Source organism: Prosthecobacter sp. (assembly GCF_020439865.1).
Classification (GTDB): Bacteria; Verrucomicrobiota; Verrucomicrobiia; order Verrucomicrobiales; family Verrucomicrobiaceae; genus Prosthecobacter.
Map to the genome: position 1 here is coordinate 13,515 of NZ_JAGRPF010000095.1, position 7,084 is coordinate 20,598.

Consider the following 7,084-nt stretch of genomic DNA (forward strand, 5'->3'; position numbering starts at 1 on the left):
AGGAGAAAGTTGAAAATGTGGGCGGGAACCCCCTCCCACACCACGGAGCTATTGCTGCACGGGTTTGGGCTGTAGAGGGTCAGAGCACAATCGCGCGCGACGGTTTGCTGTGGTGCGGAGCGAGGTTGGAAAGGAGCCCTTGGAGGATTCATCCTTGGATTCCCGCTACAAAAGAAAGATGGCGGACTGGAAATCCAATCCGCCATCTTCTGTGTGAGGTGAATCTCCGCGATTTGGCGGTGTGTTACGGGATATTGCCCGGGGTAGAGATCCCTTCTTCGAGCTTTAGCGCCCACTTGATGCCGGCGAGGATCATCTCCTGATAGGTCTCGGCAATCTCGGGGCTGTTCTTGCGATCCTTCGTGCCTTCCTTCCAGGTGGGATCCCAGACATCCTCACGGTGGCCGAGGGAGTTGTAATACACACGGCCTGCGCCGAATTCCTTGCACCAGGAGACAGGGTAGTAGGTGCGCTTGAGATCCTCCTCCTTCTTTTTGTCCTCATCAGACAACTGGGCGAAGTTGGGATGGGAGTTGAGCCCGAGGAGACCATGGACCTTGGACTTGTCGAAGCTCTTGATGATGTAGATTTCGTCGAAGACCTTCCAGCCGACGGGGACGGACTTGGTGATGGGATGGGCGGGGTCGTGGACGACGGGCTGGATTTCGACCTGTGACTTGTGGGTTTCAAACTCGCCACCGAGCATGTCGATGTAACCGCGAAAAGGATGGTAGGTATCGGAGCCGGAGTGCATGGCGATGAAGGCCTTGCCGTCTTCGATGAGCTTGATGAAACCGTCGCGATCGGGAAGGAGAAGGTCGCCGGTGGTGTTGGCGAAGACGAAACCGTCGTATCCCTTGATCTTGTCGAGAGCCATGTGCTCGGCCATGTAGGCGGCGATTTTGTCGTTCCATACTTTGTTGGCTGCATTGAAGTCAGCCAGGGCGGCGCTGTAGGCTTCCTGCTTCTTGGCGAAGGACTCGTCGGTATCCTTTTCGCCCTTCACAGGGGGCTTGCCAGGGTTCTTGGGCTGGCCTTCGGGCTGGTGGACGTAATCGACGGTGAAAGCACCAGACTTGGCACCGAGTTCAGCGAGGACTTTTTCTGCAGTCTCAATGGAGGAGTGGCGGAAACCGGTGGTGACGGTGACAACGAGGAGCTTTTTGGGCTCTGCAAAAGCAGAGGACAGGGAGAGCGCGGCGACAAACAGGAGCGTTAGACGTGTGATCATGGTGGATGGAAGCCCAACGTGGAGGGACGAAGAGGTTTTGCAGGCACAAAGTGCCATGGACAGAGAATTTTCCGCGTGGCTTAAAAGAAGATGCTCAAAGGGATGGAGCCGAGAATCTGTCCTTCGGGCAGGCCTATGAACTTGCGGGTGCGGAAGATGAATGTGCAGCCGAGCTTTGAGTTGCGCCGGTCCATGGCGAAACCCGGGGCGGCGACGAAGGTGGATTTGCACACCGAGTGACTGCTGCGGAAACATGACCGAAGAACAGTTTTGGGAGCGTTTTTTCCAGGATGAAAATGCTCTTACTCCTGCTGTGTGGCTGTGTGCTTTCCTTGAATGCCCAGACTGTGTTTCCGGTGGCCATCGATGCGTCGAAGCATCCAAATCTGCAGGCGGCTTTCGATGCGGTGCCTGAAAGTGGTGGGTTGGTGACGATACCGCCGGGCAACTATGAAATCACGGAGCCCCTTCGGCTGAAGACGGCGGAAACGCGTGTCGTCGGAGGCGGGGCGGCGACTCACATCCTCAACAAAAACGAGAGCGGGGCTCCCGCTTTTGTCCTCCGACCTCCGAATCTCGACACAGACAAAAAGGCGCGGCTGTGGCGGGTTCAGATGGCGGACCTGCGCATCAGCGGCAACGAAAAGAGCGGCGACGGCATCTTTGCGGAGGGCATTCAGGAAATCTACCTTGAGGGAGTTTCGATCGACCACAACGGCGGCCATGGCATTCAGTTGAAGGACTGCTACGAGGATCCTCGCATCGCTGACTGCATCATCACATACAACAAGAAGAGCGGGATCGAGATCATCGGTTGTCATGACATCGTGGTGAATGCCAACCACTTTGAGGAGAACCAGGACGCGCTGCGGTGCGTAGATTCGTTCAATTTGTGCATGAACGGAAACAACATCGACGACCACCTTGGAAACGGTGTTGTGATCGAGAACACCTACGGCTCGGTGGTGAGCGGAAACATGATCGAAGAGTGCAATGGCACGGCGATCATTCTGGATCGTGACTGCTACGGCATCACCCTGAGCGCCAACGTCATCGCGCATCACCTGAAGGGTGGAATTGATCTGCGGGACGCGTGTGGCTGCACCCTGAGCGCAAACACCTTCACCATTGCTCATGAGTTCTCCGTGCGTGTAAGTGGAGACTCGGAGCGCAACACGATCAGTGGGAACACCTTCTGCAACACCTACGTCGGGGTGGGAAAAGACAAGCGACCAGCCGAGAGTCCGACCCCGATGGGGATTGATGAGGGGACCGGCGTGCTGCTGGAAGGAGGGGTTAATGGTTTGATCATCAATGGAAACACGTTTGCGGGGCTTTCCACAGCGGCCGTGTGGAGCAGGGGAGTCGTACAGAATATCTTGGTCACATCCAATCTCTGCATGGACTGTGGCCGTAAACTTGCTAAGAACAGTGATTGGATGGCCTTTGAGCAAAACTCGCGAGTGGTCCTCAAAGACAACCTACCTGACAAAGCCCCGTCCAGTCCTCCCTAATAATCATGCTTGATGTGCAACGCTTTCGTGGTGCGAAGTACCGTGAAGAGATCGACTTCACGCGCAAACTGATGTGGGGACATCTGATTTTGGGAGCGGTGGTGATTTCGATGTTTCTGTTTCACGAGATCTTTTCTTGGTTTGCTGGGGCGATCGGGTGGTATGCTTTCAGCCTCGGGGTCATGTATGGGTTCATGAATGAACGGAAAATCTGTCGTTGGCTGCTGGCGCTGGTCTTTCTCGGAGCTGCCGGTGCCGGACTGTTTTTCATCAATCAGGTGTTTCCTGAACTTCGTCCAGTTCGCGGACCGCTCATCCCTCAAGGGTTCATTCCTGTCTGGGTGGGCGCGGCAAACTTGATCTATTCGATTGCTGCATTGTTCTTGCTTTTCGATGCACGTGTTCGCCGTGCTGGCCACGTTGGATTCACCCTGTGGTAAAAAAAACAGCGCCGGAGAGCGGACTCTCCGACGCCTGACTCTTTCTGGGTGATCGATTCGTAGCCCGCCTACTTCTTCCGATCGCGGATCGCACCGGTTTTGAGGCGCAGGCCGTTGAGGCGGATGAAGCCGGTGGCATCGTCCTGATTGTAGGCCTTCGTCGGATCCGCTTCCATGGTGGCGATCTGCGGATTGTAGAGGCTGTAGAGGCTCTTGCGTCCGGCGGCGATGATGTTCCCCTTGTAAAGTTTGAGGCGCACGGTGCCGCTGACCTTCTGCTGGCTCTCAGTGACGAGGGCCTGAAGAGCGAGACGCTCCGGTGCGTACCAGAATCCGTTGTACACCAGTGTGGCGTATTTGGGGATCAGGCTGTCGCGGAGGTGCATGACTTCGCGGTCCATCGTGAGGCTTTCGATCTGACGATGGGCGAAATGCAGGATGCTGCCGCCCGGTGTTTCGTACACGCCGCGGCTCTTCATGCCGACGAAGCGGTTTTCGACCATGTCCACGCGTCCGACACCGTGCTTGCCGCCGAGTTTGTTGAGCAGTTTCATCACGCCGAGCGGCGAGAGCAGCTTTCCGTTCACGGCGATGCAGTTGCCCTTTTCAAACTCGAGGATCACCGTTTCCGCTTTGTCGGGGGCGTCTTCAGGAAACACGGACAGGGTGTTGAAGTAGCCTTTGTATTTGGGATCACTGGCATCAAACCACGGATCTTCGAGAATGCCGGCCTCATAGCTGATATGCAGGAGGTTCCGGTCCATTGAGAAAGGTTTCTTAGCGCTTGCCTGCACTGGAATTTTCTTTTCCTCGCAATAGGAGATCATTTCTGCTCGGCCAGGAAACTGGGAACGGAAGCGCTCGTCACGCCAAGGGGCGATGATTTCGATTTCAGGGGCGAGTGCCGCGGCGGTGAGTTCGAAACGCACTTGGTCATTGCCTTTGCCGGTGGCGCCGTGGGCGATGAAACCGGCCTTTTCGGCCTTGGCAATCTCCACCATGCGCTTGGCGATCAGGGGACGGGCGATGCTAGTGCCGAGGAAGTATTCGCCTTCATAGATCGCGCCTGCCTGGATCATTGGGAAGATGAAATCGGAGGCGAATTCCTCCTGCAGGTCGTCGACGTAGATCTTCGAAGCGCCGGTCTTCTTCGCCTTGGCATTGAGTCCCTTCAGTTCGTCGTCCTGACCGACGTTGGCGCAGAAGGCGATTACTTCGGCGTTGTACGTTTCCTTGATCCAGGAAAGGAGGACGGAGGTGTCGAGGCCGCCGGAGTATGCGAGGACGATTTTCTTGCTCATGAGAGTGATAGTAGAGAGGGCGGCGAGGATAATTCCTTAATGCGGGGTGTCGAGCGCGGAGGTGGTGCGTTTTGCGATCCTAGAGGGTTCCCAAAAGGCCAAAAACACAAAAAATATGAAATGTAAGAAAAAAGTATCCAACATAATTATATTTGCAAATATGATAGTTGTTATGGATAATTTTATCGATATTGAAACACATTAAAAAACAATGATCACAAACAAGAAACTCCATAAGCTCTCAGTTGGTTGCCTGATATGGGCAGTAACGCTCATCAACGTCCTGCCGATTTCAGGGCAAGAAAAGGCCGGCCCTGCTCCTAAACCCGAGTCACTTCGTAAACGCAAGATTCCGGAGCCTTCGAATCTCAAGGAGTTTATCCGCGACAAAAACGCTGCTATCGCGTTAGGCAAGGCCCTGTTTTGGGACATGCAGGTTGGAAGCGACAATCGCATGGCCTGCGCTTCCTGCCACTTTCATGCAGGGGCGGACAACCGCTACAAGAACCAGATCAGTCCCGGTCTTCTCCGGGTGGATGCAGATGGAAACGCCGATCCAGACACCACATTTCAGGTAGGCGGCCCCAATTACACACTCAAGAAGGGAGACTTTCCGTTTCACAAACTTGCGGATGTGAATGACAGGAAATCGACTGTCATTTCAGACGTCAATGATGTGACAAGTTCCCAAGGCGTTATTCTTGAAGAGTTCCTTGGCTTAACCCCGTCCGACCTCACCGAGATTCGTTCGGTGACGCCCGATGGAGTCTTTCAAGTTAACGGTGTCAATACCCGACGAGTGGAGCCGCGCAACACACCGACGGTGATCAATGCAGTTTTCAACCTGCGAAACTTCTGGGACGGGCGCGCCCAGGACAGGTTCAACGGGGTAAATCCATTTGGTCAACGTGACCAAGGCGCGTATGTCTGGAAAGCCACCAAGCCCAAGGATATCAAGGCCGTGATGATCAGCCTTGATAACGCGAGTCTGGCCTCTCAGGCAGTGGGGCCACCGTTGAGCAATTTTGAAATGTCTGCATCAGGACGGCTTTTTCCCGAGTTGGGGAGGAAATTGCTCAATCGTCGCCCGTTAGCTATTCAGCAGGTGCATCCTTCTGACAGTGTGTTGGGCAACTACAGCCGGTATCCAAGCCCGGGAACAACTGTCAGCACCTATGCGGAGGCCATTCGAGCTGCATTCAGGCCCGAGTGGTGGCAGGGGGAGGTGCAACTGGCTGCTGACGGCTCGGCACCGGTCGGAGGGGCTGCGGACACCATGGGCTTGCCTGAACTGGCGAAAGCACTCAAGGGCAAAAAGAAAAACGGCCTCGTGCTTTCAGAGTACACACACATGGAAGCCAATTTCAGTCTCTACTTCGGTCTGGCCGTCCAGCTTTATGAGGCGACCTTGGTTTCTGATCAAACGCCGTTTGATGATTTCGCCGAGGGGAACTCCGATGCTCTCACTGAACAGCAGAAGCGTGGTTTCGAGTTGTTCTTTGGGAAGGCCAAATGTGTGAATTGCCACGGTGGTGCCGAGTTTACCAAAGCCACCGTGCATCACATTAAGAAAGAGCGTCTGGAACGCATGATCATGGGAGATGGAAACAAGGGTGTCTACGACAGCGGTTTTTATAACATCGGAGTGCGTCCGACCTTTGAGGATTTGGGAGTCGGGGGCAAGGATCCGTTTGGATTTCCTCTGGCCGAGTCACGCCTTGCGAGGGACTTTGGAGAGAAAGTTTTCAAAGAGCTGATCGGAGTCAGCCCAAATATCAAAGTTAAGAAGGATGAACGTGTGGCAGTGGATGGAGCATTCAAGACGCCTGGGCTGCGCAATGTGGAGCTAACTGCGCCTTACTTTCATAATGGTGGCCAGCGCACGTTGCGTGAGGTGGTGGAATTCTATAACCGCGGCGGTGACTTCCACGACGCAAACATCGAGAATCTTGATCCTGACGTCGAGCGTCTGGGCCTAAACGGCGAAGAGAAAGATGCCTTGGTGGCGTTTATGAAATCGTTAACGGATGAGCGCGTGAGGAACCGTTGTGCTCCTTTTGATCACCCGCAGTTGTTCATTCCCAATGGTCACCTCGGAAATGATTCAATCGTGACCAATGATGGAACAGGGAAAGCAAAAGACCTGTTTATGTGTGTTCCAGCCACAGGCAGGAATGGAGGAGTTCCGTTCCTCAACTTTCTCGAGTAGGCTGTTATTTGGCTAGGTGTTGAGGGGGGGCATGATTGCCCCCCCTCTTTTTTTTGTCGAGATGGAACTTGTGGAGCGGAAGGGCTGGCTGCTAAAAGCCATAATTAACAAAAGTTAATTGTTAAGGTGAAAGTTATTGAAATTATATAATATATGGTTAGAATGAAGCTGATACATAGAAAATCATGGCATCAATCCGTGCTCACAGAACCCATCTCCGCTCGCTTCAAGGGCTGGGGAGGGGCTCTTTTGTTACCACCTTCCTGCGGCATGTCCTAGGAACGTGGGGGATTGTCGTTCTTTTGAGCGCGCTTTTTGGTGGTTGGAGCGTTGTTTATGGTCATAACCTCAATCAACGGACCAATTACTTGGTGTTCGACTCGGTCACG

The 7,084-nt window shown here is 54.2% G+C and carries 5 protein-coding genes; 3 read left to right on the forward strand and 2 right to left on the reverse strand.

The genetic code is table 11. The annotated features are described in order from the left end of the window. Positions 1-244: 244 nt before the first annotated feature. Positions 245-1,231, reverse strand: a complete 987-nt coding sequence (locus tag KDL09_RS10230) for a ThuA domain-containing protein (protein ID WP_294384474.1) — start codon at positions 1,229-1,231, stop codon at positions 245-247. A 332-nt stretch (positions 1,232-1,563) separates the two neighbouring features. On the opposite strand from KDL09_RS10230, the gene KDL09_RS10235 reads away from it, so the two are divergent. Both KDL09_RS10235 and KDL09_RS10240 read left to right on the forward strand, forming a co-directional pair. Further along, the gene (locus KDL09_RS10235) at positions 1,564-2,745 is read left to right on the forward strand and encodes a right-handed parallel beta-helix repeat-containing protein (protein WP_294384477.1); all 1,182 of its coding nucleotides are present in this window, start codon (positions 1,564-1,566) and stop codon (positions 2,743-2,745) included. Positions 2,746-2,750: 5 nt separating this feature from the next. Beyond that, a complete protein-coding gene (locus KDL09_RS10240) occupies positions 2,751-3,185 on the forward strand; it encodes a hypothetical protein (RefSeq protein WP_294384479.1) in 435 nt (144 codons plus the stop codon). A gap of 68 nt (positions 3,186-3,253) precedes the next feature. Here KDL09_RS10240 and KDL09_RS10245 read toward each other — a convergent pair whose 3' ends face one another. Next, complete coding sequence (locus tag KDL09_RS10245; protein WP_294384481.1) at positions 3,254-4,486, reverse strand: argininosuccinate synthase; 1,233 nt, start codon at positions 4,484-4,486, stop codon at positions 3,254-3,256. Between the two features lie 211 nt (positions 4,487-4,697). On the opposite strand from KDL09_RS10245, the gene KDL09_RS10250 reads away from it, so the two are divergent. Beyond that, complete coding sequence (locus tag KDL09_RS10250) at positions 4,698-6,695, forward strand: cytochrome c peroxidase (protein ID WP_294384482.1); 1,998 nt, start codon at positions 4,698-4,700, stop codon at positions 6,693-6,695. Positions 6,696-7,084 lie beyond the last annotated feature (389 nt).